30 protein-coding genes are annotated in these 24822 nt (G+C 46.7%); 9 read left to right on the forward strand and 21 right to left on the reverse strand.

The window, feature by feature from the left end; translation table 11 throughout:
* Window positions 1-87 precede the first annotated feature (87 nt).
* The 5 genes from RIG68_RS17520 to RIG68_RS17540 form a co-directional block, all read right to left on the reverse strand.
* On the reverse strand, window positions 88-390 hold the full coding sequence (locus RIG68_RS17520; RefSeq protein WP_350125096.1) for a helix-turn-helix domain-containing protein: 303 nt from the start codon (window positions 388-390) through the stop codon (window positions 88-90).
* 15 nt (window positions 391-405) lie between these two features.
* Window positions 406-714 (reverse strand): type II toxin-antitoxin system RelE/ParE family toxin, encoded by a 309-nt coding sequence (locus RIG68_RS17525; protein WP_350125099.1) that lies wholly within the window; start codon window positions 712-714, stop codon window positions 406-408.
* Window positions 715-822: 108 nt separating this feature from the next.
* Complete coding sequence (locus RIG68_RS17530) at window positions 823-1401, reverse strand: Crp/Fnr family transcriptional regulator (RefSeq protein WP_350125102.1); 579 nt, start codon at window positions 1399-1401, stop codon at window positions 823-825.
* 41 nt (window positions 1402-1442) lie between these two features.
* Window positions 1443-2576: a Gfo/Idh/MocA family protein gene (locus RIG68_RS17535; RefSeq protein ID WP_350125105.1), complete on the reverse strand. Its 1134-nt coding sequence runs from the start codon at window positions 2574-2576 to the stop codon at window positions 1443-1445.
* 207 nt (window positions 2577-2783) lie between these two features.
* Complete coding sequence (locus RIG68_RS17540) at window positions 2784-4217, reverse strand: RNA polymerase sigma factor (protein WP_350125108.1); 1434 nt, start codon at window positions 4215-4217, stop codon at window positions 2784-2786.
* 251 nt (window positions 4218-4468) lie between these two features.
* On the opposite strand from RIG68_RS17540, the gene RIG68_RS17545 reads away from it, so the two are divergent.
* The gene (locus RIG68_RS17545) at window positions 4469-5053 is read left to right on the forward strand and encodes a porin family protein (protein WP_350125110.1); all 585 of its coding nucleotides are present in this window, start codon (window positions 4469-4471) and stop codon (window positions 5051-5053) included.
* A gap of 77 nt (window positions 5054-5130) precedes the next feature.
* Window positions 5131-5304: a hypothetical protein gene (locus tag RIG68_RS17550; RefSeq protein ID WP_350125112.1), complete on the forward strand. Its 174-nt coding sequence runs from the start codon at window positions 5131-5133 to the stop codon at window positions 5302-5304.
* 73 nt (window positions 5305-5377) lie between these two features.
* On the opposite strand, the gene RIG68_RS17555 is transcribed toward RIG68_RS17550, so the two are convergent.
* Entirely contained in the window at window positions 5378-5845 is a 468-nt protein-coding gene (locus RIG68_RS17555; RefSeq protein ID WP_350125115.1) for a nuclear transport factor 2 family protein, read from the reverse strand.
* 180 nt (window positions 5846-6025) lie between these two features.
* Here RIG68_RS17555 and RIG68_RS17560 point away from each other — a divergent pair, with 180 nt between their 5' ends.
* Complete coding sequence (locus tag RIG68_RS17560; protein WP_350125117.1) at window positions 6026-6604, forward strand: Crp/Fnr family transcriptional regulator; 579 nt, start codon at window positions 6026-6028, stop codon at window positions 6602-6604.
* A 19-nt stretch (window positions 6605-6623) separates the two neighbouring features.
* Here the strand turns inward: RIG68_RS17560 and RIG68_RS17565 are convergent, their stop codons facing one another.
* From RIG68_RS17565 to ung, 14 genes are all read right to left on the reverse strand, one after another.
* Window positions 6624-7583: an NAD(P)-dependent alcohol dehydrogenase gene (locus RIG68_RS17565; protein WP_350125120.1), complete on the reverse strand. Its 960-nt coding sequence runs from the start codon at window positions 7581-7583 to the stop codon at window positions 6624-6626.
* Window positions 7584-7624: 41 nt separating this feature from the next.
* Entirely contained in the window at window positions 7625-8335 is a 711-nt protein-coding gene (locus RIG68_RS17570; RefSeq protein ID WP_350125123.1) for a DUF4386 domain-containing protein, read from the reverse strand.
* A gap of 75 nt (window positions 8336-8410) precedes the next feature.
* Window positions 8411-8782, reverse strand: coding sequence for a DUF6567 family protein (locus RIG68_RS17575; RefSeq protein WP_350071997.1), 372 nt, complete (start codon window positions 8780-8782; stop codon window positions 8411-8413).
* A 257-nt stretch (window positions 8783-9039) separates the two neighbouring features.
* The gene (locus tag RIG68_RS17580; protein WP_350125126.1) at window positions 9040-9984 is read right to left on the reverse strand and encodes a DUF4249 domain-containing protein; all 945 of its coding nucleotides are present in this window, start codon (window positions 9982-9984) and stop codon (window positions 9040-9042) included.
* Between the two features lie 12 nt (window positions 9985-9996).
* Entirely contained in the window at window positions 9997-12393 is a 2397-nt protein-coding gene (locus tag RIG68_RS17585; RefSeq protein WP_350125129.1) for a TonB-dependent receptor, read from the reverse strand.
* A gap of 240 nt (window positions 12394-12633) precedes the next feature.
* The gene (locus RIG68_RS17590; RefSeq protein WP_350125140.1) at window positions 12634-14058 is read right to left on the reverse strand and encodes an amidohydrolase family protein; all 1425 of its coding nucleotides are present in this window, start codon (window positions 14056-14058) and stop codon (window positions 12634-12636) included.
* 10 nt (window positions 14059-14068) lie between these two features.
* A complete protein-coding gene (locus RIG68_RS17595) occupies window positions 14069-14293 on the reverse strand; it encodes a hypothetical protein (RefSeq protein ID WP_350125143.1) in 225 nt (74 codons plus the stop codon).
* A complete protein-coding gene (locus tag RIG68_RS17600; RefSeq protein ID WP_350125146.1) occupies window positions 14290-14847 on the reverse strand; it encodes a hypothetical protein in 558 nt (185 codons plus the stop codon). Before RIG68_RS17600 ends, RIG68_RS17595 begins: the two co-directional genes overlap by 4 nt.
* Window positions 14848-14936: 89 nt before the next feature.
* Entirely contained in the window at window positions 14937-15494 is a 558-nt protein-coding gene (locus RIG68_RS17605) for a hypothetical protein (RefSeq protein WP_350125149.1), read from the reverse strand.
* A gap of 355 nt (window positions 15495-15849) precedes the next feature.
* The gene (locus tag RIG68_RS17610; RefSeq protein ID WP_350125152.1) at window positions 15850-16266 is read right to left on the reverse strand and encodes a DUF1348 family protein; all 417 of its coding nucleotides are present in this window, start codon (window positions 16264-16266) and stop codon (window positions 15850-15852) included.
* Between the two features lie 155 nt (window positions 16267-16421).
* Window positions 16422-18428, reverse strand: coding sequence for a sigma 54-interacting transcriptional regulator (locus RIG68_RS17615; protein ID WP_350125155.1), 2007 nt, complete (start codon window positions 18426-18428; stop codon window positions 16422-16424).
* A gap of 81 nt (window positions 18429-18509) precedes the next feature.
* Complete coding sequence (locus RIG68_RS17620; protein WP_350125158.1) at window positions 18510-18902, reverse strand: DUF7793 family protein; 393 nt, start codon at window positions 18900-18902, stop codon at window positions 18510-18512.
* A gap of 14 nt (window positions 18903-18916) precedes the next feature.
* A complete protein-coding gene (locus tag RIG68_RS17625) occupies window positions 18917-20017 on the reverse strand; it encodes a glycoside hydrolase family 43 protein (RefSeq protein ID WP_350125161.1) in 1101 nt (366 codons plus the stop codon).
* A gap of 54 nt (window positions 20018-20071) precedes the next feature.
* Window positions 20072-20734: a uracil-DNA glycosylase gene (gene ung, locus RIG68_RS17630; protein ID WP_350125164.1), complete on the reverse strand. Its 663-nt coding sequence runs from the start codon at window positions 20732-20734 to the stop codon at window positions 20072-20074.
* Between the two features lie 91 nt (window positions 20735-20825).
* Here ung and apaG point away from each other — a divergent pair, with 91 nt between their 5' ends.
* Window positions 20826-21212 (forward strand): Co2+/Mg2+ efflux facilitator ApaG/CorD, encoded by a 387-nt coding sequence (apaG, locus tag RIG68_RS17635; protein ID WP_151997133.1) that lies wholly within the window; start codon window positions 20826-20828, stop codon window positions 21210-21212.
* Between the two features lie 3 nt (window positions 21213-21215).
* Window positions 21216-22007: an O-methyltransferase gene (locus RIG68_RS17640; protein ID WP_350125167.1), complete on the forward strand. Its 792-nt coding sequence runs from the start codon at window positions 21216-21218 to the stop codon at window positions 22005-22007.
* Window positions 22008-22026: 19 nt separating this feature from the next.
* On the opposite strand, the gene RIG68_RS17645 is transcribed toward RIG68_RS17640, so the two are convergent.
* Window positions 22027-22608 carry a methyltransferase domain-containing protein gene (locus RIG68_RS17645; RefSeq protein WP_350125170.1) on the reverse strand — a complete coding sequence of 194 codons (582 nt, stop codon included), beginning with the start codon at window positions 22606-22608 and terminating at the stop codon, window positions 22027-22029.
* A gap of 98 nt (window positions 22609-22706) precedes the next feature.
* Between RIG68_RS17645 and RIG68_RS17650 the strand changes: the two genes are divergently transcribed.
* The 4 genes from RIG68_RS17650 (at window position 22707) to rplI (ending at window position 24808) form a co-directional block, all read left to right on the forward strand.
* Window positions 22707-23609, forward strand: coding sequence for a DUF8428 domain-containing protein (locus RIG68_RS17650; protein WP_350125173.1), 903 nt, complete (start codon window positions 22707-22709; stop codon window positions 23607-23609).
* 131 nt (window positions 23610-23740) lie between these two features.
* On the forward strand, window positions 23741-24100 hold the full coding sequence (gene rpsF / locus RIG68_RS17655; protein WP_350125176.1) for a 30S ribosomal protein S6: 360 nt from the start codon (window positions 23741-23743) through the stop codon (window positions 24098-24100).
* Window positions 24097-24351: a 30S ribosomal protein S18 gene (gene rpsR, locus RIG68_RS17660; protein WP_151997139.1), complete on the forward strand. Its 255-nt coding sequence runs from the start codon at window positions 24097-24099 to the stop codon at window positions 24349-24351. Before rpsF ends, rpsR begins: the two co-directional genes overlap by 4 nt.
* 13 nt (window positions 24352-24364) lie before the next feature.
* A complete protein-coding gene (rplI, locus tag RIG68_RS17665; protein ID WP_350071986.1) occupies window positions 24365-24808 on the forward strand; it encodes a 50S ribosomal protein L9 in 444 nt (147 codons plus the stop codon).
* The last annotated feature ends 14 nt before the right edge of the window (window positions 24809-24822 follow it).

Consider the following 24822-nt stretch of genomic DNA (forward strand, 5'->3'; position numbering starts at 1 on the left):
ATCAACTCAAATTCTTCCTGAGAGCACTGCTCCCTGGGATCGCCAGCGAAACATCCCAAAAGAGCTTCAAATGATCCCGTTATCGATTTACAGCTTTATGGAAAGGTCAACTTGTCCACCAAGACCGAGCTCCACAATTTTCTTTAAGGTCGATAGCCGAACCTCCTTTATATTGTTTTCAATTTTTGAAATATATGACTTGGTAGTCCCCACCTTTTGAGCAAGTTCTTCCTGAGTTAGCCCCCTTTCAAGTCTAGCCTCGTGGATTAGTGCTCCGATTTTGAAATTTTCGTAGCTTTCTTCCAAGTCATCTCGCTTCGGCGTGCCAACCTCACCAAAATGCTTATTCTTGAATTGATCAAGGGTCATTATATTACTTTTCTTGCTCATACTCTTGTTTAATTTTCAATGCCTTTTCGATCTCAGCCCTGGGGTCTTTTGAGTTTTCTTCTGAAAACCGTTCATTAACACCACTAACTGTCCATTATCGAAGAAACAAAAGATTCTGTAAATATTGCTTCCGGTTTGAACCCTCACTTCATACAACCCGTCAGTTCCTTTGATGCGCTTCAGATAAGTTTCAGGAATCCCTTTAATCTCTTCTATCAAGTTAATTGTCCAGATAATTTTCTTCTGAACTTTATCACTTTGCTTTAGGAAGAAGAATTCGAAATAATCTTTGTAGAAGACGACCTTTCTAACTTTACTATTCACCTGGCAAATGTATTAAAAGTTTCACTTTAGTACAACTTAGCATCACGCCTCTGTCCGCATAGTTGCTCTATCAGGTAGATCACGCATGCACCTGACTGAACTTCTCTATCAATTCAAATTCTTTCTGATAGCACTTAAAAACTCGGGGGTGATTTTTAGGTAGGAGGCCACCATGTACTGGGGTACCCGCTGCTCAATGTCCCGGTACCTGGAGCGAAACTCCACATACCGCTGCTCGGCGGTTTTACTCATTGAGTTGATGGTGCGATCCTGCAGGGCCACGTAGGCAGTTTCGAATTTCATTCTGAAAAATCGTTCTACTGCGGGCACCTCATCATAAAGCCTGTTTAGGGTATCTCTGTGAATTTGAAGAAGCACACTGTCGTCGATGGCCTGAATAAACTGCCTGGCGGGCGTTTGGGTGAGATAACTATACAAGTCGTTGATCCACCACCCCTCGATACCAAACTGGATAACGTGCTCCTTCGCCTCCTCATCCATGTAGTAGCTCCTGAGGCAGCCCTCGGCTATGAACCGCATGTGCGAAGAAATTTCGCCTTTGAAGAGAAGCATCTCCTTCTTCTTTAAGGTAACTTCCTTAAAACTCTGCTTCACCAATTCCGCCTCGTTCTCCGTAAGCGGAATGGTTTGCTGCAGGTGATGTATGAGTTTATCGGATGGCGTCATATCATCGACGTTCTTCAGTCACTTAACTCAAAACCATTCGGCTATTTCGTAATCACCAGCTTCTTTGCCTGATCCTGGGCCTTGAGAGCCAATTCTGTAGCAAGGAATACGTGTGCCTGCGGCAAGGCAGTTTCGGTGCGGTTGAGCACATCATCCACAAACAACCTACCAAAGGGCAGCTCCACATCATTGCAGTCGATGTACTGGGTTTCTTTCTGGGTCACCATGTACAGGTGGTTGCCACCTTTGTGCCCGGAGGCGATGTCGATATTTTTTCTTATCTCAATATAGCCTTCCGTTCCGAGTATTGTCAGGCGTCCGTCGCCCCAGGAGCCAAGTCCGTCGGGTGTAAACCAGTCGACTCGCACATAACCCGCTCCGCCATTGCCTTTTACCATCACATCGCCGAAGTCTTCAAACTGCGGATATTCCGGGTATTTGTTATTACCTACTTGGGACGCAATCACCTCAGCTGTGGTAGAGCCTGTGAAGAACAGGAATTGATCAAACTGATGGGAGCCAATGTCGGTGATAATGCCTCCGAAGTACTTTTTGTCAAAAAACCACTCCGGCCGGTTTGTCAGACCTATCCTGTGTGGGCCCATGCCTATTGTTTGGATCACCTTACCGATGGCGCCAGATTGCACAAGTTCCCCAGCCTTAACGGTCGCCTTGTTCTCCAACCTTTCGCTGAACATGATATCGTAAATGCGCCCTGTGGCCTTCTGCACCTTGCGCACTTCCGCCAGCTGCGCCAGGGTAGTGATGCCCGGTTTGTCCACCAGGTAGTCTTTGCCAGCCTTCATTACTTCGACACCAAGAGGAGCCCTGTCTACCGGAATGCCAGCACTCAGCACCACCTGAGTGGACTTGTCATCCAGTATTTCCTTTTGGCTTTTGGCCAGTTTTGCTTCAGGATATCTTTTAGAAAAGGCTGCTACTAATTCTCGCTCTGGGGCGTAGAACGAAACAAGTTCTCCTCCTCCTCGCTTCACGGCCTCTGTCATACCATAAATATGGCCGTGGTTCATACCAATGACAGAGAACCTGATCCTTGGTTTTTCCTGCATCATCGCCATGGCTCCTTTGGGTAATGAAGAAAGCAAGGCGATGCCGGTGGCTGCAGAAGCGGTATTTTTAATGAATTGGCGGCGGCTGGATTGAGGATGTGTCATAGGTTAACAGTGGTTGTGTTTAAGTAGAATGTAAGAGCTGACCAATCATGCATGGGCATCATTAAGTCAGCTCCTATAATTATACTGAAAAGAATTTAAAATGGTAAGGCATCCTACACAGTTGGTTAAATGAATGCCTGCTTTCCCCTGACTTAATCCTGTCTGACCACCACCTCTTCTGTCTACACTCCCATGAAAGTCTATTTGCTAGTTAAGGCTTTTTGGTAGATCCATGAGGTCAATTTTACCCATTAAAGTACCGTGAAAGCCATCCGGCATGATATCCCCGACGGCGACATAGTCATCCGTAATCTCTATCAGGCGTATGGGGCATGGCGTTATCTCAAAATCACCTAGTAGTCTATAGTATCCTTTTTCCAAATCATCCGGAATGAGTTGTCCATTCAACATTAACCCTCCCTCCTTAAAGATAATAGTCGTTTTCCCATTCTTTCTATTGCTTAGCTTATCAGATCTGAGGCGGTCAAGTAACTTCCTTTTGAAGACCTTTAATTGCTCGGGTAAAATAGTTATTTCGGTATCACAGTTCGTACCCCAGGTATTGGTGCTGTTGGTGTCAGGCGAATTTTCGTTTTTCGCCGGGAAAATAATTTGTTGGCCGATTGTGGCGGAAGCTACGACATGCGAAGCCAGTCTGATGGGCGACTGAGCTTTTGCGACCGGAGCAAAAGAGAAGGTTGGTCGTTCATCGGGCCCCTTCACTTCAGGCAGCTCCACCACTTGCACCTGAAAACCCCCTAACATTAACGGCTTAATAGTCATACCAGGTTGGCTCATACTTTTGCAGGAAAGGTTGAAATTTGGCACGCTCGCCCGCTCGATGGATGAAGCATCAGAACTGATCTCCGGATCTTTGTCAACTGCCGGCTTCATGCAAACCAGAGAGCCTACGAGTGCAATTGAAAGAGCGCTTTTGGCGAAAGACCCTGCCTTGGCTATCGAAAAGGCGCCAGAAATTGCTCCGTGATGAGTCATTGCCTTAGCAAAGACTCTTTCCAGATGACCGGCACTTACTCCCATGTCGGACTGTGCCAGCTTTTTAAATAGTTCATCTAAACCCAGACTTGGCATATGGCCAGCTGAACCCGTTGAGAAAAGCCAAATAAAAATCTTGCGCTTCTTCTCCGGCGACTCCAGCGACTGCCTGAGTTTGGCTCGTCCCCTTACCAAGGCGCTTTTAATAGCTCCCTCAGAAGTGTTTTGTAAGGCAGCTATTTCTTTAATATGAAACCCGTTGATCTCGAAAAGAATGATGGCTTCCCGCTGCTTCCAGGGTAACTCGTCCAAGGCCCCATACAAAAATTGGATATCAACAAGCGTGTCCTGTGAAACATCACCAGCTGACATTTGAGTGATATGGTGCTCTACCCAGTCTGCTTTGAATTTTGACCTCCGCCAAACACTGATGGCACGGTTCCTCGCTGCCCTGATCAAATAGTGTAGCAGATGATCCTTCTGTCTGATACTTTCAAACCGCTCATAGGCAGTCAGAAGAACGTCTTGCACCAGATCGTCCGCCTCCATTTTTCCATAGGCCAATGCGGAGCAATAGCGTAGAAATGGTTTGCTACAAGGCTGATACGCCTCCTTGAATACTTGCTGTTTAGATTTGTTGTCCATGGGATTCCTGTTTTGCTCAGATAGTCGCACATGTGAGCAAAAAGTAACGCCGGCAAATAAAACTACAATTTATATTCCATTCTAGCCACCTCATCACCCAGTCTGCTTGCGTCAAAGCGACCCCTCCATCCGTGATATATGTAACTAATAGCTGCGCTTGTGCAACAATTCCAGCGGCCATTGCAGTGAGCTTTGCATTCACTTTGATGATCCACCATAATGTAGTGGTGGACTCCACTCCCAAGAAAAATATGAAATCTCTTTTATTCACACTTATTGCCCTTCTGTTGGTAACTGTTTCTACCCAGGCACAACACGTAAATGTCGGCCTGAAAGGCGGCCTGAACGCCTACACGATCAAGGGCGACAATAGCGGCAACTTCGACCCCAAACTCAGTTTCAATGTGGGTTTGTTGGGTCATATCCATATGGACAATCAATTTGCGCTTCAACCGGAAATTGTTTTTTCCGGACAGGGTACTCAATACAAAAGTGGCGACAACGATGTAAAGCTCAACCTGAACTATGTGAACATCCCGCTACTCTTTCAATACATGTTCGACAATGGGTTCAGACTGGAAGCAGGCCCGCAGTTGGGCATTTTGGCCAGTGCTAAATCGGAAATCGGCAGTAACAGTACCGACGTGAAAAATAACTATAAAAGCACCGACATAGGACTAGTAGTGGGAATGAGTTACGTGAAGCCCTCTACAGGTTTTGGATATGACCTTCGATACGTTCATGGCCTGACCGACATCAGCGAAAACAATGCGTCTAACTCTTACAACAGAGGCTTTCAATTAGGCTTGTTCTACCTTTTTCAGCACAAATCATAATATCAGAATAGGGCAATAGCCATTCTGTTGCCCTATTTCTTTTTCTCACATCCATCGACCTTAAAAAAACAGTCAATATGAAAGCACCTTCCGCACCGAAGAAAATTACCTGGATCATCGGACTAATCTCTGGCGTTCTCGGCATCATTGGTCACTACGCCCATGTACAGATTCTGAGCGAGTACAACTACACGCTGTTATTAGTAGGTTTTCTGGTGCTGGCTGCCGGCACGACTTTTAGAGAGATCTAGGCATTAACTTCCCTTGGGCAGGGCACACCGAAACAACCATCTTTTCATTTACCATCCTACCCAAAGGGAAACTCTACCAGTATTCGTAGATCCTGGCAATCTTCCCGTCCCTGAATTCGAAAAGGGTCATTTGGGCCTCGCCAACTTCCTCTTTCCCGTCTTTTCTGGTCACATAGCTTCTGCTAACGGCAATAGCATTGAGCCCTGCGATTTTGTTGTGGATTTTGATGTCTACAACGCTCCCATCGTAGCCTCCATTTTTCTGATTACGGACATAGCCATCATAAAGATCCTGACGAGAATAAGTGCCGCCATAATGGGGATGGATATATTCAAAGTCGTCTGTGAAAAGGTCAAAAATATTGTCTATGTCTTTCGGTTGGGAGTTGGCTTGGAAGACTTTCAAGTTAAGTTCATAATACTTTTCGAGCACTGTGTTCAGAGAGTCTTCGTGGGTCAGCTTCCCATCCTGGGCATTTACCACAATAGCAGCTGAAGCCATAAAAAGAGATAGAAAAAAGTGTATTGCTTTTTTTGTCATTGTTGAAATTCTTGAGTTTTAGATTTTACCCCAACCATTAGTTGTGGGTTCATTTTTAAAAAGTCAGAACTACACCTCTAAATAAACGTATAGCCTAACCAAATTGCAGATAGTTTCTATCTTTAACATATCATTAACAAGGCATGATCTGGCCGCCTGCTATTAACCAAACCAGAAGTCATGGTAAAGAATATCTCCGAAATGATTGGTCAGCACATGACCCTCACCGAAGAAGAAACCGAGGTGCTCAACGACTGCATTCCCATTCGCAGCTTCAAAAAAGGTACGATCCTGCTGAGGGAAGGCCAAATAGCCACCGAGTGTTATTTCAACATCAAAGGCTGCGTACGCCACTACTACCTTTCTGATGGTGAAGAGAAGACCACCCAGTTTTATACCGAAGAGCAGTCGATCGCTTCCATGAACAGCTACCTCAACAAAGTGCCCGCCAACCACTATCTGGAGTGCGTAGAAGACACCACCCTGGCTGTATTTGGGTACGAAAAGGAGAAGGAGCTGTACCGAAAGCATCCAAAGTTTGAATCGCTTTGCCGGCTTTCGATGGAGGATGATTTCGGCAAGCAGCAGGAAATGCTGGCCAACTACATCATCCAGAGCCCCGAAGAGCGCTACCTCAACCTTCTCGAAACCAGACCAGGTCTGCTTAACCGGGTACCTCAGTATCACCTGGCAAGCTACCTGGGTGTGAAACCGGAGTCGCTGAGCAGGATCAGGAAGAGGGTGGCGGAGAAGAGGTAGTCCTCCGCCCGCCTTATTTTCACTGTACTTGTATCACTATCTTCCCAAACGGGTGCCCTTCTTCCATATAGCTGATGGCTTTTGCAACATCTGCCAGCGGATAGCTTCTCTCCACTACCGGCCTTACCTCGCCAGCCTCCACCATCTGCCTGACTGCCTCGAGGTCTTTTCTGTTGGCACTGGCTAGCATATTGATCATTTTCTTGCCTTCAGTGATAGCAATCCATGGGCCCAAAAACATGGCTCCAGGCGAAAAAGCGGTTGTCACATACCTGCCATGCTTGTTAAGCACTCGCTTCAGCGCTGACACCGAATGATTACCCACGACGTCAAAAATGAGATCATAGCACTCATCACCCTTTGTGAAGTCAGCCAGTTTGTAGTCAATGGTGTGGTCTGCACCCAGAATCTTCGCCAACTCCGTCTTGCCGGTACTGGCTACGGCAGTCACTTCCGCACCGAAAGCTTTGGCTATCTGCACGGCAAAGGTGCCCACGCCGCCGGAAGCTCCGTTGATCAGCACCTTCTTTCCGGGACTGATCTGCCCTTTGTCCCGTAGCCCCTGTAGGGCAGTTACAGCCGCCATCGGCAAAGCGGCAGCTTCTCCGAACAAGGCATCTGATGGCATGTGTGCCAACGCTTTTTCGGAAACTGCTACGTACTCTGAAAATGCGCCAAAGCCGTAAGCCGACAGCTCACCAAACACTTTATCTTCAGGCTTGAAATAACTCACGCCTTTGCCAACGGCTTCAACCTCTCCGGCCATATCGGCACCAAGGATTTTGTTCTTCGGCTTGAAAAAACCAGCCATCATTCGAACAGGAAACGGCTGCCCTCTCAACAGGTGCTTGTCAGCCGCATTTACGGAGGCTGCATGCACTTTTACGAGCACCTCACCGGGCCCCGGCGTGGGCTTTTGTACGTCCTTCAGTTCCAGTACATCCGGCGCACCATATCGTTGATATATAATTGCATTCATTTTGATTAATGAGTTTGAGTTTTCTGATCTTATTTCTACAATCAGGCTCCGACGGCCTTCGATGTCACCTTTCTGACTGACACACCCTTGATCAGTAGCCACAGACAGAGTGACATTTCTGCCAGCACTGCCGGCCCCACCACTATATTGTCGAAGAGCTCTTCGTGTCCCGGAGCCAGAAAATTGCCGAAGCTGTTGATTAAGTAGCCCAAAGCGGCGATGATGATCATAGTCCCCAACCAGGCTGGGAAGCCATCGGACTTGATGATCAGGTAGCCAAGCAATACACAATGAAGGCCAAAGAATGCCCCTGCGATCAGGTAGCCAACTGTGTGCATGTTGAGGAAAAACAGCGCCAAAGCGTTGAGCTGATCGGGACTGAATACCGCCAGGTAGTCGGAGCCATTGAGTAGCTGCAGGGCCATGTAGTGGTTGAGCAGGTTTACGCTGGCGATGGCCGGATGAGCCAGCAACCGAAGTAGCGCTGCTGTGAGCGAAAGGGTTTTATTCACTGGCTTAAGCAGCTGATACAGCAGCACGGACACCACCAGGTCGCACAGAAAAGCCACCAGGTCGGCTGCAAAGCCGAGACGAAACAGCCCTTCAGCAGCTACAATGTTTTGAGCCGTCGCTGCTGCATCGCCAGGCACCATCACACCGGCCCGTACGTAGCCTTCGCTGAAACCAGCGGTAATGAAAATAATGAGATACAAGAATCCGGCGATCCTTGCCATTTTTTTATTTGAGTTCATGGTTTTAATTTTTGTTGTTGAAGAAAATGGCCGGGGTCAACCGAGGTGGTCAACACCGGCCTTTTGAGTTTTTAACTATCTGTTGAATTCTACCACGTGGCCGCTAACGGTAATGGTTCTCTTGATAAAGAATGGAGGCACACCACCGACATGCTCCTCTGTAAGCAAATTCACCAACGCTCTGGGGCCGTCGATCAATTCTGCCGACTTCACCATTTCAGCGTACGCTTCGTTGTACATCTGCTGTCTTTTTCTTCCACCGATCAGCACCCAGTACTTTGCCTCAGCGCTACCGCTGACACTGCTGACCACCTTAAAATTATCCTCCTTCAGATGCACCTGAGTGGAGCTTTGATTTTGGTTAAGCATGATGGCTCTACCAGCTCCACAAGAGCTGATAACCACCATCATGATCATTACTGCGATTGTTGAAATTGACTTTTTCATCTTCTTCATTGTTTTGAGTTTTTGAAATTGATTTAACTGTTTTTCGTTTTTGAATACCCAAAATTAGAGTGGTGAAAAACCGATTTCATTGACTTTGGTTAAGAAGAGAGAATACTTGTTTTTTTTCAAAAGAATGCCTGGAAAATAAAAGAGCAATCCCTTTGAAAAGGGATTGCTCGTTAACTAAAGCAACCATCCTGGCGGGGTCTGAACCCTATTAAAAATGAATCGTCAGTTACACCAGAAGAGAAACTTCACTATTTTCCAGCGTCCGCCTTCGCCTCGTCTGCAATTTCCAGGGTGATCCTTCCTCCGCCGCTGCTCACAGCCGACACATTGAAGAAACCTGCCACGCTGGTGTTCGAATTTTCGTTGGTACTCTTCACGTTAGTCATCACATTGGCAAGGGGCGTAGCAAAAAGCTCAGAGAAACCTCCTGGCCTGTTGGTCTGCAGGATAACGCCTGTCAAATACTCAAAAGCCACAGGGTCAATCGAATGAATCTCTACATACAACGAGTCGCCGATTTTGTAAGGCGGATGGTAGTAGTTTTTTCTGTCTGGCATTGGATCCAACGGGTTCACAAAGTCACGGCGAATAACCTGGTGAAACACTTCCCCATCCACCGACTGGCTGGGAGATAGGCCCGCATCGAAAGCAATATTGATCTCTGACGGTTTGCTCAGGTAGTTACCATTTTTCCAGGCCTTGATCCAATATGCATCGCCGGGCCCCACCAGGTCAACCGCCACAAACTCAGCTGAATAATAAGATTCCAGTATATTGAAGTCTTTGGAATTGTACTTGTACAATATGGTATCAACCTCAGGCACACGACCGAGCGTTGACAGCGCCTCGAAAGTTTCTCCACCGTAAGTAACCTCCAGTTTGTAAGTATGGCCTACTTCGCCCAGCGGCGCATCGGCAGGATCCCAGTAGTAGGCATCGGCACCTTCCTGAAAGTTGTAAACCACTCCTGTGTTAAGGTCTTCCACCGTTACCTGCGCTCCAGGTGTCAGGCTTGGGTAGGAGTTATCGAAATACGGTTGCGATCGTGACACCATCACTTTCTGCCTTTCCATTTTCTGAGTAAGCCAGGCGTCTATCACCAGTATTTCCTCGGCTTCTTTGAGCTCCGGCTGAATGGCTGTTTCGCAACCAATGCCAAGAGCGATTAATGCGATATATATGATCTTTTTCATTGTTGTTGAATGTTAAAATTTGAAGTTGTAAGTAACGGCGGGAATCAGCGTGCCTATCAGAGAAAGCTGCTTAGCAGCTGTTTGCTGTGGGGCATCTGCCATTTGTCTGTCCCTGCCCTGAGAAAAGTAGATACTGAAAGGGTTCTTTCTGGCGTACAGGTTGTACACGGAGAAAACGATATGGTCATTGCCCGACCGGTTCTTCTTGCCACGCCACACATTGTTGATGGTAAGTGAAGCATCCAGCCTGTGGTAGTTTGGAATCCGGAAATTGTTTCTCTCACTTCCGCTCACGTAGGGAATGACGTAACCTGCTGACATGTAACGATCCGTTGGAAACGTGGTGGGTGTGCCTGACATGAAGCTAAAGTTGGCGGAAAGGGAAACCCTCTCAGTCAGGTCGTAGAAGCCAGCCACCTTGAGGTTGTGGCGCTGATCGAAACGGGTAGCATACCAGTTGCCCTCGTGATTCTTGCGGTCGTTTCCAAAATTGATCCCATCCACTTTCAGCTCCGACTTGCCAAGTGTGTAGCTCACCCAGCCGGTCAGTCTCCCGGCGTTCTTCTTCACATAAAGCTCCAAACCATAAGCCCTGCCAACGCCTGACAACAGCTGAGAGGCGATGAATTCGTTGATGAACAGCTCAGCCCCATCAATGTAGTCGACCTGGTTCTTGTTCCACTTGTAGTACACTTCGGCAGAGGTCTCGAAATGCTTTCCACCGATGTTCCTGAAGTAGCCCATGGCCACCTGATTACCCATTTGCGGAGCAATGTTGTTGTCCGATGGCTGCCAAATATCAATTGGCGTAGAAGCGGTAGTGTTAGATATCTGATGGATGTACTGGCTCATGCGGTTGTAGCTGGCTTTTATAGAGCTCGACTCCGAAAGCTGATACCTCAGCGAGGCCCTCGGCTCAACGTTTTGATAAGAAGCGATCGACTCCCAGTTGCCTTTTTCTGTAACTGAAAGTAACGGCTTCTCCACACCTGCCAGAGTGTCGCCATAGGTCATTAGGCTGCCCCCCAGATTATTAAAATAGCTGAACCGCACTCCGTATTGAGCAAACAGTTTGTTACTAAGCTTCTGGTCATTGCTGAGATAAACAGCTGTTTCCAGGGCTTTGCGCCTGTCGAGGCTGATATCGGTTCTGATGCCATTGTTCACAGTCGAGGCATTGGCTGGCTCAAAGCCGTACAAAATTGCTTCCCCTCCAAAGGTTAGCTCATTGTTCACATTCAGAAACCAGTTGAACTCCGGCTTGAAATTCCAGGTGCTTACTTCAGCGGCCCAGTCGAACTTATCCAGTTTGTTGGTGCCAAAGCTGAAGCCGTAGTCGTAGTTGCTGTAAAAAGCTGAGAAATTGGAAAAGAGCTTGTTGCCATACAGGTGATTCCAGCGTACCGTGGCTGTGCGATTGCCCCAGTCGAAACCCTGTGACTCGTCAAACGAAAAAACGTCACGCCCCAGGTAGCCGGAAACGTACACACGGTTTTTATCATTGATGTTAAAATTGGTTTTGGCAGTGAGGTCGTAGAAATACATGCCTGCGCCGTCGGACAGCATGTTGGTAAAAGGCCGCACCAGCACGTCGGCATACGACCGGCGACCCGCAATAATGAAGGAAGACTTATCCTTCTTAATTGGCCCTTCCACCGCCAGCCTGCTAAACACGGTACCAACACCTCCGGCTACATCATAGTTTTTGTTGTTGCCTTCTTTCATGCGGATATCGAGAATGGAGGATAAGCGGCCACCGTAGCGGGTGGGTATACCACCTTTGTACAGCTTCACATCTTTCACAGCGTCAGGGTTGAACACCGAAAAGAAGCCAAACAGGTGTGACGACTGGTACACCGGAGCTTCGTCAAGCAATACAAGGTTCTGCCCGACGCTTCCTCCACGCACATTGAAACCAGCAGTACCTTCGCCTACAGAACTGACACCAGGCAGCAACTGAATACTTTTAAGCACGTCCACCTCCCCGGCAAATGCCGGTAGCTTTTCAATGGCTTTCATTTCCAGCTCAATGGTGCTCATTTCAATGCTGGCCACATTTTCGTCGATGGCCTCGCTGGTGATCACTACTGTTTCCAGTTCTGCGTCAGCCGACCGCAGTTCCAAATCCAGTCTAATATCCTGGGTCAGGTCAATAACCTTGTGTGTGTCGCCGTAACCAACATAGCTGACGTCCAGGTTGTAACTACCCTCTGCCAACGTAATGGAATAAAAGCCATAAACGTTGGCCGTGGTGCCACCCGATATCTCTCTGACAAAAACGTTGGCACCGATCAGAGCCTCTCCATTGCTTTCATCTTTAAGGTATCCACTGATTGTGAATTGCTTTCCCTGGCCAAAGGCGGTCAAGGCTAGCAGGAGACATAGCGCTCCGGTAAAGATTGTTTTCATAGTTCTTATTGTTTTGAGTTTGATGAGGCAAAACAAGTCACCCCAATGATGTGTTTCATTGACTTTAGTTAAGAAGCGATTACCTGGCTGGTGATGAATCGGCACTGGCTTTTAGCCATGGCAATGCCACTCATGGTCACTCCATGACCAGATAAATCATTCGTATCACTGTAAATTTTGGTTTAAATGTTCCTGTGTCTATTCAGGATAATCAGGTTTATTCTACCATGTTGGTATGTTTCACAGCAGGCTTTCGACGATTCGAAGTAAAGTAGCGGCTCCAGTTTTTCTACTTTTCGCCCGGTCTTTGAGTAGCTGTATCCACTCCTCATCAATCAGCCGCCCCTGAGCCCAAACTGCCACTGGCTGGTGCAGGGTGCTCAGGTCATCAAGCGGATTGCTCTTCGAGAGGACAAGGTCGGCCCATTTTCTCACTTCGATGGTACCGGCATCAGCATACCTTTGCGATGCCTTCGAAGGATTAATTGTTGCTGTTTTTAATGCCTCATAAGGCGTAAGTCCAGCTTGCTGAAAATAGAACAACTCCTCGTGTAGCGAAAAACCAGGCACTGCAAACATGATACCCGCATCGGTGCCGCAAAGAAGAGTAACTCCTGCTTCGTGCATCATCTTCACTATATCCTGATGCAGTTCATGCTGGTTACTTATTCTTTCCAAAGTTTCCGGGTTGTAAAGCTGTTCACTCGTCCATCTATTGTAATCATCCATAGAGCCTAGGGCCACAAAAGTGGGGTTCATGTAGCTGGCCTCCTCACCATTCAGCATACCTTCTCCCTGTTCGATGATATCAATAATGTTTTGGAAAATGCTCAGCGTCGGCGTGTGCGCCATGCCGTGCTGCACATACAAGTCCACCACCTGCTTCAACTTTACACTATCTATGTCAAATCTCAGTGCTGTTTGCACAATCTCCTCGGTATGTTCAACACTCTCAAATGCCGGTTTGAAATGATAGCTATAGGCGACCTCAAAGCTGGGATGCGCCGCAATGGTCATTTGCTCTTCTTTGGCCTGCTCAAGAACGGCATCAAAGATCTCCTCCGTCATGCCGGCATAAGTTTTTATGAAATCGTATCCATCAGCCTTGTATTGGGCTATGAGGTTTTTTGCTTCCTCAGGCGACTGAATCTGCACTTTGTCGACGCCTTCATCATTTGGCCCTGTAAGTTTGGGCGTACTTGTAGAAAAGGTGGGGCCCAGCAATTCACCATCTGCTATTTCCTGCTTAAGTCTCAAATGGAAGGGTATGCCCCACATGTTTCTTACTGTCGTCACGCCGTTGGCGAGATAAAGCCCCAGCTCCTGCCTGTCCCAAACATGTACATGCATGTCGATCAGGCCCGGACTCAAGTACTGTTCCTGTCCATCGACTACCGTGATGCCCTCTGCCGAAATACCACGGCCAATTTGCTCAATACGCCCATTCCTTACCAGCACCGACTGGTTCATCAAAACAGTATCCGAAGTCATCGGCACCAGATTGATGTTGGTAATCAAGTAAGAGTTTGCTTTGAGTTGCTCATTCTCGGCTATGCTGAGATAATCGGCACTGCGCTTGTCTATTCCCAAAATTACCAGAACACTTAGCGCACAAATGGTGATTAAAGACAATACAACAATGGTGGCTATTTTCAAAAACTTCATATTCCAGCTATTAAAATTTTGTAAACGTGTAACATGCTTGCTTTAAACTTTCTGAAGGAAAGTTATCAAAGTCTGCCAAAAAGTCGAACCTTTCGAAGCCTCCACCTGTGGATTGCCCGGCCGACTCTCCGCCACCCTTTTCAACGTCTCCGGGCTGCTCATTGGAAGGGCTACTAAAAAAGAGTGTAACAATGGCAATCAACACTCCAAGTATGATCAGGAGAAGCTTTTTCATTGCATTTCCGGTTTAACAGCCCTTTTTCCAGCCAGTTTTTTAAAAGCTGTTGCCCACCAATGCTGTTTGGTTTTTCGACCGTTGATCACAATGAGTTGATCCAGCCCATAGCGGCCCGATCCAAGCACAAGGAGAATTAGCACCAGGGCTATAATTACGAATTGCACCACCAGATTAGCATCGGGTGACGCCCAGAATGATTGATACACCATCGTGCAAACAACAGCAAGCACCATGAAGCGGGTATTGAGGCCCACTGCGATAACACCCGCCTCAAGCCAACGGAATACAACCTCAAGGCTGTTGATCCATGCCATTTGCCATGTGTCAGTCATGCCCAGGGCCTTCCACTCTTCCGGATCAAGCTCCGTCCGCAGCGATAGACCAAGCAACGCTCTTCCCCAATCAGTGCAGACAAAGGCAGCCAGCACCAGTCTGAGTATCAGTATCAATCCATTGATCACGGCAGACTGGATGGGCAACGGCCGTATCAAGTGGTTGACCATGATCTGAAGCCTGATCACTCCTCGGAGTGTAGTAGTCTTAAGTGTCATAGCTACAAAATATTAGTGGCAAAATTGGAGCCGACAGCCTTCCCCGACAGGTGACCTTTCTTGTCAGGTATGGTCTGCCGGCTACCCTGTTAATAGAAATTGAATCCTAAAGCAAGCGTCAGGCTGGTACCTTCCCGCTTTCCTGCCTCTATATTCACGCTGCTCATGAGCAACCGGCCTTGCAGATCAATGGCCCACTTTCTTCTTTGGAGCACTTCATAACCCGTGCTGATCAACACTCCTTTTCCGAAGTTGAACTCTTCCTTCCCAAAGTCTACAACATCATAAAAAGCAGGCATATCCATAGCCAGCCCCATGCCACCACTTATCCACCATTTGTTGGCAGGCCAGTACTGCACCGCCGGAATCAGCCCTTCAAAACTTCTGTCACGACTGTTCTGCTGATACATCTGGCCTGGTGCGTTCAGGTACACTCCGAGCTTGTCGTTAAAAAGCCAGCCTATTTTAAGGTTAGGCAAAGAGATATCTCCACCCGTTTCGGCGTCACCAGCTCCTTTCGTAAAGTGTAGTACCCCGACGCCAAATGACCCGCCGATGCTGAATCCTTTTCTGATGGGTGTTACATTTTGTGCTTTGGCAGCAAACAAGCCCAGCACGCAGATTGATGTTAGAATAATCCTTTTCATTTTGATTGTGGTTTTTGGTTTTCGTTTTTATTGATAATTCTCTTTTCTAAAGCTACCGCCAGTGTCAGCGGAATGAATTTCTTGTTACCGTTACAAAGGTCTGGCGGTCGGCCGAGGCACACTCAACACGTATGAAGCAAAAGCCATAAATTTTGGCGATCTGGCCAAAAACTATGACGAAAACATATAAGTTATGACGTAACAGAGCCTTCAAAACCTCTCCAAAAAGTGCTCTTTGCATCATTCCGGCCGTTTAATTAGTCACCACTTTCGTCGCCGTGGCTATTCAAAGGTGACACTTGCCGGAGCCATATATCTTAAGCTACCTTAAGAAAAGCCCCAGCATCCGTGTTTGTCACTTGAACCACCTGTGTGCCTCCAGAATTTTAGTATCAAAGATGTATTCGTACCTGGCGGTCACCAGGCCGTTGACTTCATACTCCAGATTCTCGACGCCCGTTGCCCTAAACCATTGTCCATCTTCGGCGCTTTGCCATTCGTAGGCCACCCTGTTCGAAATCCTATTTTCGTGGAATGCCCACAGTTCAACCACATGGCGGTAGTGGCGCTGCATTGACCACTTCCGGATCAAAAAGCTTTTGATAGCATCCCGGCCAGCGAAAGTATGCTCGCCACATTGCCACCTTGACTCCGGAGAGAATAGCAGCACCAGTTTATCGGGGTTATTGGAATTCCATGCGTTGGCTAATTGCTGGTTGACAGCATTGACTGTCTCAAGTGTAAAAGGAAATTGTAATGTTTGAATTTTCATCTTGACAGTGCAGTATCGTTTGTTTTTCAAATCCGATACCAAGCATGATGCCAAAGTGAATAACTAATTGATTATTAGCTATTTGTTGATTGTTTCTGAGGAAATGAGCAGGATTGAAAAGTCAATATTTTGGCGTAATGTCAAAATATTGACACTTACCTTTCGATGCCAAGCTTTTTCATCTTCTCCACAAGGGTAGTTCTTTTCAAGCCAAGGAGCGAGGCTGCTCCATTGTCGCCGCCGACACGCCAATTGGTTTTGTTAAGCACCTTAGTTATGTGACTCTTCTCTATTTCTGTCAAGGTCGCAATACCATCATTTTGATTATCAACCTCTGTCATTTGTAGGCTTTCGGTTATCTCAAGGCTTTTTCCTCTCGAGGTGATAACGGCCCTTTCTATCACATTTTCCAGCTCCCGTACGTTGCCCGGCCAGTTGTAATTAGTAAGTTGGGTCAACACATGCCGTGAAATGCTTTCAATATGCCTGTTGAACTTGAGGTTGTACTTCATAAGGAAGTGCTGTGCCAATATACCAATGTCTTCCTTTCTTTCCCTCAAAGGCGGAATTCTCATCGGAAACACATTCAGGCGGTAGTACAAGTCTTCCCGGAACCTCCCATCTTTCACGGCTTCTTTCAGCTTCACGTTGGTAGCGGCGATCACCCGAACGTCAACCTTTAAGGTTCGGTTAGAGCCAAGCCTGTCAAACTCTCCTTCTTGCAACACCCGCAGCAGTTTGGCCTGAAGTTCCATGGGCATCTCGCCTATTTCATCTAAAAAAATAGTGCCTTTATCAGCCAGTTCGAATCGTCCGGTTTTGTCGCTGTAGGCTCCTGTAAAAGCCCCCTTTACATGACCAAACAGTTCACTTTCAATAAGGTTTGCCGGGAGCACCGCACAATTCACTTTCACTAACGCTCTGCTCTTTCGGTCACTCAAATTATGTACGGCTCTGGCTATTAATTCCTTGCCAGTGCCAGACTCTCCCTCAATCAACACCGTGGCATCAGTGAGTGCTACATGCTCAATGTCCTTCAGCACCTTTCTAAAAACTTTGCTCTTGCTAATGATCTCCTCGAAGTTATGATCCAACTTGATCTCCTCCTGCAGATAGTCATTTTCCTGTTCCAACTGCATTTTTAAGCGCTGAATTTCTTCAACGGCTTGCTTCAGCCGCTCGTTAGAATGCTTCAATTCTGCTTCCGCTTTTTTTCTTTCGGTGATATCGAGGAATGAAACCACTGCCCCCCGCAATACTCCCTCGTCCGATTTGATAGGAACACTAATGTACTCCACCGGAAAGCTTGTGCCGTCTTTCCGCCAAAAAACTCCATCATCAGTGAGATGTGTTTTACCGGAAGTCACTGTATTGCACAATGGGCAGTTTCTTGGTTCTTCGTGCTCACTTTGAGTAGGTGAATGAATCAGGTCATGCGGAGAATACCCTACCACCTCGGACAGCACCCTGCCTACCAATGTCAACCCGGCCTTATTCATAAAGGTGATCTTTCCCTGGTCGTCAAGTCGATAAATCCCTTCGCCTGTCGACTGCAAAATGAGCTCCGTCTCCTTGTGTAATCGGCTAATCTCCACATTGGCGTCTTCCAGCTCTTTCTGATTCCTCTTTTGCTCAGTAATATCACGCATCACGGAGTGGAACACCTTACGCCCAGGCTCGTTCACTAACGTGGTGAGGACGATTTCTGCGGGAAAAAGAGCACCACTTCTGAGTTTGTGCCACCATTCGAAGCGGATTGACCCTTGAGCAAGTGCTGTATTCATGATATCGTCGGCTTTCTCCCGGCTGCTTCTTCCATCGGGCTGTTGCTCAGGTGACAAGGCGGAAGGATGCACCTTCAAAATTTCCGACTTTGTGGTGTACTGAAACTGACGCATCGCCGAAAAATTGGAATCAATAAAAACGCCATTTTCAATAATAGAGATGGCGTCGCCTGACCTTTCGAAAAGTTCCTTGAAAATACTCCCCTCAGCAAGAGACTTTTTTTGCTGGTCGAAGACTTGGAAAAGCTTATTTACACTGGAAATAATGGCATCCTCCTGATCGTTCCCTGTAAGGGAGATTTGAACATCGCTTGATCCGCTCAGTACTTTTTCAATGGCTTGTTCCAGCAGCGCTGCAAGTGATTGATCCTGGCCCATAGCCAAATTTATAAATTCCCTATAATTATCCTCAAGGCATCGCTACATCATGAGAGGAGTATTTGTGTATCGGTCATATGGTCAACCCACCTTCTTCAGCCATTTTTTCGCCTTTTCCGCATCGGTAAAGCTTTTCATCGGAATGGGCGGTTTGCTCATGCTGAAAAGCAGGTTCATAATGAACCTCGACAGACCAGGCTTCGAAACCATGGCCATGGCCGTATAAATCTCCGGCAGCATTTCTCTGGAAAACTTCTGGGTTTCTTTGTCGGGCACAGGCGAGTTTTTGAGATAAATGAGTAATGGCACAGGTTTGCTATGAGCTATGTCTTTTACCAATTCCACATTCCCTCTGATCAACTCTACCGTCCTCTTAATACTTTTTGATAACGATATGAGTATTTCATCTTCAAACCAATAAGTGGCAATTTCGCCTTCCCAGGTCGGCCTGTCGGTTGGTACTTTTACATCCATGGGCTCGCTCTGTTCTATTTTTTGGTGTAGGGATCAATAGTAATAATGCTTCCATCGGGCCGATGAGTAAGCTCAGTAACTTTTATGTTTCTTAAATGGGTTTGCCCGCCAGAAAGGGTGCTGTCATGGTAAAACAGATACCATTTACCATCAATCTCTACAATCGAATGGTGGTTGGTCCAGCCAATAACAGGATTGAGCACAACGCCCTGGTAGGTAAACGGCCCGTAAGGATTGTCGCCCGTAGCATAGCAGATAAAATGGGTGTCGCCTGTAGAATAGGTGAAGTAGTATTTACCGTTGTACTTGTGTAACCAGGCCGCCTCAAAAAACCTGCGGTTATTGTCCGCCGCAAGCAATGGAGCTCCATTTTCATCCAGAATATCCACCTGTCTCACCTCTTCGGCGAAGCCCAGCATATCATCATTCATTTTAGCTACCCTGGGCCTGATGGCTGGCTGGTCGCCGGCTGGAAAGGAGTCGTACGGCTCGTATTCGCCGGTTTCCCAGCGCTGTAATTGCCCACCCCAGATACCACCGAAATACATATAAGAGCTTCCATCGGCATCGGTAAATACTGCCGGGTCGATGCTGTAGCTACCTTCAATAGGCTCATCCATTGGTGTAAATGGCCCTTCGGGCGTAGCAGCCACTGCCACGCCTATTCTAAACACATCCTCTTTGTCTTTAGCAGGAAAATAAAAAAAGTACTTACCGTCTTTCAGGGCCGCATCGGGTGCCCACATTTGCCTGCCCGCCCACGGCACATTGTCTATATGGAGCGCTATGCCATGATCTGTTACTGGCCCACCAATTTTATCCATGGAATAAACATGATAGTCCACCATGCCAAAGTGGTCCCCGTTGTCGTTGGCAGGAATACCAGCGTCAAAATCGTGCGAAGGATAGATATAGACTTTTCCATTGAAAACATGGGCCGACGGATCAGCCGTGTAAAGGTCTGTTACCAGGGGTTGGGAAATGGCACCCAAGCTGTCTGTATCCGTTTCTGCCTCAGTTTCGGAGGAATTGGAAGTAGTTTTTTGATCACAAGCGCTAAAGCAAATAACTGCGCAGAGCAGGACTAACTGATTGAGTTTGGTAAGTAGTTTCATTTTGTAGGTATTAGTTTGGTGAGGTCAATTTATGAAATTTTTAGTTTCTGTTGATCACCAATCAACTTCCTTTAATCCCTTTGATTGTAAGTATTCATTCGTTTTACTAAACGGCTTGCTACCAAAAAAACCACTGTGAGCAGAAAAAGGAGAAGGGTGCGGCGATTCTATCACATAATGTTTCGACTTATCAATAACGGCCCCTTTTCGCTGAGCATAAGCTCCCCACAAAATAAAAACCACGTTTTCCTTTTCGGCTGACACCAGCTTTATTACTTCGTCAGTAAAAGTTTCCCACCCCCTGTTCTGATGCGATCCAGGGCTGCTGGCTCTTACTGTCAGGGTAGCATTTAGCAACAACACTCCCTGATCGGCCCACCGTTCCAGGTTGCCCGAAGGAGGAATATCCTTTCCAAGGTCGTTGGCCAGTTCTTTAAAAATATTGACCAGCGACGGCGGCATTTTAATTCCGTCCTTTACCGAAAAGCACAAGCCATTAGCCTGATTTGCCCCATGATAGGGATCCTGGCCAATGATCACCACCTTTACCTGATCAAAGGGGCAGTGGGCAAATGCACTAAAAATTTCTTTGCCTGGAGGGTAAACAATATGCTTTGAATATTCATCTTTTACGAAAGAAGTAAGGTCGACGAAATAGCTTTTGTCAAATTCAGGTAACAATTTCTTCTTCCAGCTTTCTTCAATTTTTACATCCATGAATCATTTTTTTGATTTTCTTTGTATCTTAATCGCCTCCTGGCAACAACCAACCCTAATATAGGCATCCGCATTTAAGTCTTACAATTTCATGGTAACTGAAATTACAGAAGGGGTAAAAGTGAGCGTCATCACAGAATATCAGCCGGAATACTCCAATCCGAAGCAGATGCACTTTGTGTTTACTTACAAGATTACTATTGAGAACTGCGGAGACAATACCATACAGCTTTTGCGCCGCCACTGGTACATCCACGACCTCAACACGCAAGTGAGAGAAGTAGAGGGCGAGGGCGTGGTGGGCCAGCAACCGATTCTGGAACCCGGCGAAACCCATCAGTACGTAAGCGGATGCAACCTCCGATCGGGCGTTGGCAAAATGCTCGGCTCCTACCTTATGGAAAAAGTGCTTGATGGTAAAAAATTCCAGGTGAAGATTCCCGAATTCACCATGGTGGTGCCGTATAAACTCAATTGATTCTTGTCGCTGCTCAAAAGGCTTTATCCTGCCAAAGCTTATCTGTCCTACTGGCTAGATGCGGTCGACGAGCAGTCTTTGCACAGCCCCTTCCTATTTAAGTTTTACAATGAGGTACTAAAACCGAAAAGCCCGTCTGCACCTTTCGAGCCCATTGAACAGCAGCGAAAGGCTTTAATAAAAGACAAAAGGCTCATCGACTTGCAAGACCCTGGAGCAGGTTCGCTCGTCAGTCGCTCACAACAACGAACAGTGGGCAGTGTAGCGAAACATAGCCTCTCATCACCAGCCTTTTGCTCATTTTTGTATCGCCTTGTTCAATTTCAGCAGCCCAAATGCCTGCTGGAAATTGGAACTTCTCTGGGTATTTCAGCCGCATACCTCCAACAAGCTTTTTCTGGTTCATTAACGACTATTGAAGGAAGCCCGGCCATTGCCGCCATAGCAAGAGACACGTTTGATCATCTGGGCTGTCAAAACATTAGGCTAATAGAGGGGAAAGCGCAGGAAGTGCTCATCTCCTACATTCAAACCACACCAAAACTTGACCTAGCCTTCATAGATGCTCATCATAGCGAAGAAGCCACACTTTCCTTTTTTGACTTGTTGAGTGGAAGCCTGCACCAGCAAAGTATCTTAGTGATCGGAGATATTCACTGGTCGGCAGGCATGGAGCGGGCATGGCAGCAGCTAACCCAGCATGAATCGGTGACACTGTCGGTAGATATTTTTCATGCCGGTATTCTTTTCTTCAACCCCGACTTGAGGAAAGAGACAGAGGTACTATGGTGCTAACTGACGTCTAAGAAGTGATTTACTTTTTTGTCAAATGGATAAATAGCTCCCTGCCAGCCCTGGGCGGTATTGAATTGTGGCAGGTCTCAAATACTTTAAAATCAAATAGTGGCTCGAAATACGCCTTGTACTCCGCAGCATTGCCACCAAAAGGAGGACGGTCATTATTTAGCGGATTATTAAACAAAACGCCTACCAGCTTACAGCCTGGTTTCAACAGTTCATACATTTTCCTTGCATAGCTTTGCCTTAGCAACGGATCAATAGCACAAAAGAAAGTCTGCTCAACGATGAGGTCGTAGTGACCCTGGTGGTGAAAAAAGTCGCCCTGGATCAACTGGTCAGGCGGCAGCTTCGGCACCCTCGCCCGGAGGTTATCCAGCGGCTCGTGGCTCAAGTCAACCACTGAGACGTTTTCAAAGCCCGCCTTGAAAAGGTACTCGGCTTCATAGCCATTTCCCGCTCCTGGGATCAGAATCTTGATTTGTTTATCGGTGAGCTGATCGAAATAGGCTTTGAGTGGTGTGGTAATGGCACCGGCGTCCCAACCAGTTGACCCCTCACGGTATCTTTTTGTCCAGAAATCGGTATCCAAATTCATAAACTGGCTGTAATGACGGCAATTAACATTGTTTTAAGACATTAGTTCCCTAATTTTGCGGCTGTTTTTACATTACAGCACAGTAATAGACCAATACCATGAGTGAAGGAGGAAGTAATAATAAAAAGCAGCAATCAATCGTCATAGCCCTGGCTATCCTATTGTTGCTGGCTTTAGTGAAGATCGGTATCGACTACAGCACTAATAAATCGCTCACGGCAGACAATATGGCGAAGCAGGAGGAGCTGACTGAGACATATTTCAGTCTTGATTCGGTATCATCTGAGCTGGACAAACGAATCCAAACCATTACCGAACTAGGTGGTGAAGTAGACACACTTTTGAAAGTGAAAGAGCAGCTGGAAAAAGAAAAAGAGGCCATAAGAACACGGAGCAACAGAGAAATTGGGCAGCTGAAGGCAAGAGTGGAAGGTTACCGTGAACTATTGGTAGCACAGGATGAAGAAATAACCAAGCTGAGAGCTATCAATGAGAAGCTACTGACTGAGAACACAGGTCTTAAAGAAGAGAAAAATGAGTTGACAGCCTCCATAAGAGACCTCAATCAATCCAAAAACAAGTTGGAAGAAAAAGTGGCTATCGCCTCTCAACTGAAGGTCGAAAACATGGTAATAGCAGCTGTCAACAGCCGTGGCAAAGAAACTGTTGGCGAGTTTAAAAATCGCCAGATCGAGTCCATCAAAGTCACCTTCAATATCGCAGAAAACAAAGTAGCGCCCGTAGATGGCAAAGATGTATTGGTACGGATTGTGGCACCAGATGGCAATGTGCTATTCGACGTTACAAGGGGATCAGGCACCTTTATATTCGACAACCGGGAGATGTATTTCACTGCCAAGCAGGAAATCCTGTTCGACAACACCCGCCAAAAACTGTCCTTCCTTTACAACAAAGGCAGTGAATATGCTATAGGAATCCACAAAGTAGAGGTATATACCGATGGCTACCTGATGGGTGCAGGCTCTTTCACTGTGAAATAAGCCTGGCATCTCCACTCCACTTCGGGGACTACAATACATAATCAAGAGGCCTATCAACTTATCTGACGGCTCCTTGCCAATTACGATTCGATTACATACCTTTGCAGCCCATTTAATTAATAAGTTATACAATGCTTAACAATTACGAGACAGTATTCATTTTAACTCCCGTTTTGTCTGATACTCAGATGAAGGATGCTGTTGACAAATTCAAAACCGTGGCGACCGAAAATGGTGCCGACATGGTGAATGAGGAAAATTGGGGCTTGAAAAAGCTGGCGTATCCGATCCAGCACAAAACCACAGGTTTCTATCACTATTTTGAATTTAAAGCAGCTCCTGGGGTTGTGGCAGCACTTGAAACCGAGTTCCGCCGTGACGAAAAAGTTATGCGTTTCCTTACCGTTGCGTTGAACAAAGACGCAGTCGAGTACAACAACAAGCGTAGGAAAGGCGAATTCAACAAAAAAGAAAAGGAGGTCGCAGCATGACACTGATGAACGAGCCCATCAACAGGGACATCCAGAAAATTAAGAAGTATTGCCGTTTCAAGAAAAACGGAATCAAATACATCGATTACAAGGATGCTAACTTCCTGTTGAAATTTGTAAACGAACAAGGTAAAATTCTTCCAAGAAGACTAACAGGCACCAGCCTTAAGTTCCAGAAGAAAGTAGCCCAGGCGGTAAAAAGAGCAAGGCACATTGCTATTCTACCGTACGTAACTGATTCATTGAAGTAAACCACCGAGGATCATGGAAATTATACTAAAAGAAGACGTAAAAGGCGTTGGCTACAAAAACGATACAGTTTCTGTAAAGCCAGGGTTTGGACGTAACTACCTGATTCCTCAGGGATTGGCCATTATCGCCAATAACTCCAATAAGAAGCAAATTGAAGAAAACATCCGCCAGGCTGCTCACAAAGCAGAGAAGATCATTCAGGACGCTCAGGCGCTTGCAGCATCTATCGGCGAGTTGGTTGTAACTATCAACACCAAAGCTGGCGAAAGCGGCAAAATATTTGGTGCTGTTACAGCTCTTCAAATTTCTGACGCTCTGAAAGACAAAGGATTTGAAGTGGATCGTAAGAGAATCACTTTCAAAGAGGCTGTGAAGAACGTTGGTGAACACACAGTACTGCTTGATCTTCACAAGAATGTGAAGCACGAGATCACTGTGAATGTTGTCGGTGAATAATCCGAATACAAGAT

Source organism: Imperialibacter sp. (assembly GCF_040222385.1).
Lineage (GTDB): Bacteria > Bacteroidota > Bacteroidia > Cytophagales > Cyclobacteriaceae > Imperialibacter.

Coding starts and splice junctions, on each gene's coding strand:
- RIG68_RS17545 (WP_350125110.1), top strand. CDS start 4,469: ATGAAATCTCTTTTATTCACACTTATTGCCCTTCTGTTGGTAACTGTT.
- RIG68_RS17570 (WP_350125123.1), bottom strand. CDS start 8,335: ATGAACTCAAATAAAAAAATGGCAAGGATCGCCGGATTCTTGTATCTC.
- RIG68_RS17645 (WP_350125170.1), bottom strand. CDS start 22,608: ATGAATTTGGATACCGATTTCTGGACAAAAAGATACCGTGAGGGGTCA.
- RIG68_RS17575 (WP_350071997.1), bottom strand. CDS start 8,782: ATGAAAAAGTCAATTTCAACAATCGCAGTAATGATCATGATGGTGGTT.
- rplI (WP_350071986.1), top strand. CDS start 24,365: ATGGAAATTATACTAAAAGAAGACGTAAAAGGCGTTGGCTACAAAAAC.
- RIG68_RS17625 (WP_350125161.1), bottom strand. CDS start 20,017: ATGAAACTACTTACCAAACTCAATCAGTTAGTCCTGCTCTGCGCAGTT.
- RIG68_RS17565 (WP_350125120.1), bottom strand. CDS start 7,583: ATGAATGCAATTATATATCAACGATATGGTGCGCCGGATGTACTGGAA.
- RIG68_RS17550 (WP_350125112.1), top strand. CDS start 5,131: ATGAAAGCACCTTCCGCACCGAAGAAAATTACCTGGATCATCGGACTA.
- RIG68_RS17555 (WP_350125115.1), bottom strand. CDS start 5,845: ATGACAAAAAAAGCAATACACTTTTTTCTATCTCTTTTTATGGCTTCA.
- RIG68_RS17650 (WP_350125173.1), top strand. CDS start 22,707: ATGAGTGAAGGAGGAAGTAATAATAAAAAGCAGCAATCAATCGTCATA.
- RIG68_RS17580 (WP_350125126.1), bottom strand. CDS start 9,984: ATGAAAAAGATCATATATATCGCATTAATCGCTCTTGGCATTGGTTGC.
- RIG68_RS17620 (WP_350125158.1), bottom strand. CDS start 18,902: ATGGATGTAAAAGTACCAACCGACAGGCCGACCTGGGAAGGCGAAATT.
- RIG68_RS17560 (WP_350125117.1), top strand. CDS start 6,026: ATGGTAAAGAATATCTCCGAAATGATTGGTCAGCACATGACCCTCACC.
- apaG (WP_151997133.1), top strand. CDS start 20,826: ATGGTAACTGAAATTACAGAAGGGGTAAAAGTGAGCGTCATCACAGAA.
- RIG68_RS17590 (WP_350125140.1), bottom strand. CDS start 14,058: ATGAAGTTTTTGAAAATAGCCACCATTGTTGTATTGTCTTTAATCACC.
- ung (WP_350125164.1), bottom strand. CDS start 20,734: ATGGATGTAAAAATTGAAGAAAGCTGGAAGAAGAAATTGTTACCTGAA.
- RIG68_RS17605 (WP_350125149.1), bottom strand. CDS start 15,494: ATGAAAAGGATTATTCTAACATCAATCTGCGTGCTGGGCTTGTTTGCT.
- RIG68_RS17615 (WP_350125155.1), bottom strand. CDS start 18,428: ATGGGCCAGGATCAATCACTTGCAGCGCTGCTGGAACAAGCCATTGAA.
- RIG68_RS17585 (WP_350125129.1), bottom strand. CDS start 12,393: ATGAAAACAATCTTTACCGGAGCGCTATGTCTCCTGCTAGCCTTGACC.
- RIG68_RS17595 (WP_350125143.1), bottom strand. CDS start 14,293: ATGAAAAAGCTTCTCCTGATCATACTTGGAGTGTTGATTGCCATTGTT.
- rpsF (WP_350125176.1), top strand. CDS start 23,741: ATGCTTAACAATTACGAGACAGTATTCATTTTAACTCCCGTTTTGTCT.
- RIG68_RS17520 (WP_350125096.1), bottom strand. CDS start 390: ATGAGCAAGAAAAGTAATATAATGACCCTTGATCAATTCAAGAATAAG.
- RIG68_RS17530 (WP_350125102.1), bottom strand. CDS start 1,401: ATGACGCCATCCGATAAACTCATACATCACCTGCAGCAAACCATTCCG.
- RIG68_RS17610 (WP_350125152.1), bottom strand. CDS start 16,266: ATGAAAATTCAAACATTACAATTTCCTTTTACACTTGAGACAGTCAAT.
- rpsR (WP_151997139.1), top strand. CDS start 24,097: ATGACACTGATGAACGAGCCCATCAACAGGGACATCCAGAAAATTAAG.
- RIG68_RS17535 (WP_350125105.1), bottom strand. CDS start 2,576: ATGACACATCCTCAATCCAGCCGCCGCCAATTCATTAAAAATACCGCT.
- RIG68_RS17540 (WP_350125108.1), bottom strand. CDS start 4,217: ATGGACAACAAATCTAAACAGCAAGTATTCAAGGAGGCGTATCAGCCT.
- RIG68_RS17600 (WP_350125146.1), bottom strand. CDS start 14,847: ATGACACTTAAGACTACTACACTCCGAGGAGTGATCAGGCTTCAGATC.